This is a genomic window from Streptomyces flavofungini, from assembly GCF_041028215.1.
In the GTDB taxonomy this organism is placed as follows: Bacteria; Actinomycetota; Actinomycetes; order Streptomycetales; family Streptomycetaceae; genus Streptomyces; species Streptomyces flavofungini_B.
Map to the genome: position 1 here is coordinate 1 of NZ_JASKYR010001317.1, position 1,455 is coordinate 1,455.

Here is a 1,455-nt window from a genome sequence, read left to right on the forward strand (position 1 = left end):
CCCTGGATCTGAGCCTCGCCGCCGCGSTCGCGASCGCGGCGGTGCGCGTGGCGGTCGAGGCGTGGGCCGCGGGGGATGCCTCAGCGGCAGAGCCGGAGGGCCCGGCGGGGCTCGCGGCGCGCTGTCTGGCGGCGCTGGACACGTTTTCCTGGCCGTAGGGCCGCAGGGCCGTAGGGCCGTAGGACTTCATGCCCGTTCATGCCCGCTCATTGCCCGAAGGTGTTTACTTTGGCGCAATGCCGCCGTAGCCTGCCGCTGAAACAACAGGCTCGGGCATTCGGCGGAGGCGAACGGACATGTACGCACCGGAGCGGCAGCAGGAGATCCTGCGGCTCGCGCGGGACGGCGGGCGGGTCGACGTGCTGTCGCTCGCCGAGGAGTTCCAGGTCACCGCGGAGACCATCCGGCGTGACCTGAAGGCCCTCGACCGCGCCGGTCTGGTGCGCCGCGTGCACGGCGGCGCCATTCCCGCGGGCCGCCTCGACTTCGAGCCGGACCTCGCCGAGCGCGAGGGCACCGCCGCCGACGAGAAGGACCGCATCGCCCGCGCAGCCCTCGCGGAGCTGCCCGCCGAGGGCAGCGTCATCCTCGACGCGGGATCGACCGTCGCACGGCTCGCGGCGGCGCTCCCGCTGGAGTCGACGCTCACCGTGGTCACGCACGGCCTGCCGACCGCCGCCCGCCTCGCCGACCACCCCGGCATCCAGCTCCACCTGATCGGCGGCCGGGTCCGCCGCCGCACCCGCGCCGCCGTGGACGCCTGGGCCCTGGGCGCCTACGGAGAGATCAGCGCCGACGTCCTCTTCCTAGCCGCCAACGGTTTCTCCGCCGATGCCGGGCTCACCACGCCCGACCTCGCGGAGGCCGCCGTGAAGCGCGCGGCCGTGGCCGCCGCCCGCCGGGTCGTCCTGCTCGCCGACTCCGCCAAGCACGGCCAGCGGCACTTCGCCCGCTTCGGCGGCCTCGGCGACGTGGATCTGCTGATCACGGACACCGGCCTCGCCCCCGCCGACGCCGCCGCCATCGAGAGCGGCGGCACGGAGGTCGTACGCGTATGAGAGCGCGCACCGCCACCATCACCAGCGGCGGCGGCCCGGCAGCGGTCCACGGCCCGGCAGCCGTCCCCGGCCCGGGGGACACCCCAGGCCCAGGGGCCACCCCCGCCGCACGTACGACCACACGCACGACCCAGAAAGCGCCGGTACGCGCATGATCCTCACCGTCACCCCCAACCCCTCCCTCGACCGCACCTACGAGGTCCCCGCGCTCGACCGCGGCGAGGTCGTGCGCGCCACCGGCGACCGGATGGACCCGGGCGGCAAGGGTGTCAACGTCTCGCGGGCCGTGGCCGCGGCGGGCGTGCGGACCGTCGCCGTGCTGCCGCTCGGCGGCGCCCCCGGCGCCCTGGTGGCGCGGCTGCTCGACGAGCAGGGCATCGAGGCGGCGCCGGTACCG

General features: G+C 75.7%; 2 protein-coding genes. Both read left to right on the forward strand.

Translation table 11 applies throughout. From position 1 onward, the window contains the following. Nucleotides 1-296 precede the first annotated feature (296 nt). On the forward strand, nt 297-1,058 hold the full coding sequence (locus AB8Z36_RS40730; RefSeq protein WP_369218380.1) for a DeoR/GlpR family DNA-binding transcription regulator: 762 nt from the start codon (nt 297-299) through the stop codon (nt 1,056-1,058). Nucleotides 1,059-1,209: 151 nt separating this feature from the next. Next, a partial coding sequence (locus AB8Z36_RS40735; RefSeq protein ID WP_369218381.1) for a PfkB family carbohydrate kinase occupies nt 1,210-1,455 on the forward strand: 246 nt, incomplete at its 3' end.

Coding starts and splice junctions, on each gene's coding strand:
- AB8Z36_RS40730 (WP_369218380.1), top strand. CDS start 297: ATGTACGCACCGGAGCGGCAGCAGGAGATCCTGCGGCTCGCGCGGGAC.